The sequence below is a fragment of the Escherichia sp. AM3 genome, assembly GCF_032029835.1.
Lineage (GTDB): Bacteria > Pseudomonadota > Gammaproteobacteria > Enterobacterales > Enterobacteriaceae > Escherichia > Escherichia coli.
Genome location: NZ_JAVUPQ010001226.1, coordinates 1 through 244, shown reverse-complemented (window position 1 = coordinate 244; position 244 = coordinate 1). Strand labels below are relative to the sequence as shown.

General features: G+C 58.2%; 1 pseudogene. It reads right to left on the bottom strand.

The features are described from left to right. Window positions 1-95 precede the first annotated feature (95 nt). Window positions 96-244: pseudogene (locus RTW80_RS30415) on the bottom strand (N(4)-(beta-N-acetylglucosaminyl)-L-asparaginase); the annotation flags it as partial.

The window sequence follows — 244 nt, the reverse complement described above, 5'->3', positions numbered from 1 at the left end:
AGCGCTTTCCGGTATCAGGGAACTGTCAGCGCGCGCAATCAAATGGCTTTGCGGCTTCGCGTCTGAAAGCGCGTTGATAAACTGGTATGTGATCATCATGACTCCTCAATCGGTGCGCGGATCCGCGCGGCATAGGCCTGCATCCACTCCTCATCTACCGCGTGATAGTGCGTTTTCTCCCGCAGGCGTTCAGTACGGAAAACGGTGAGGGGCTGGCGAGCCGTCGCCACCACAAACGAGACGG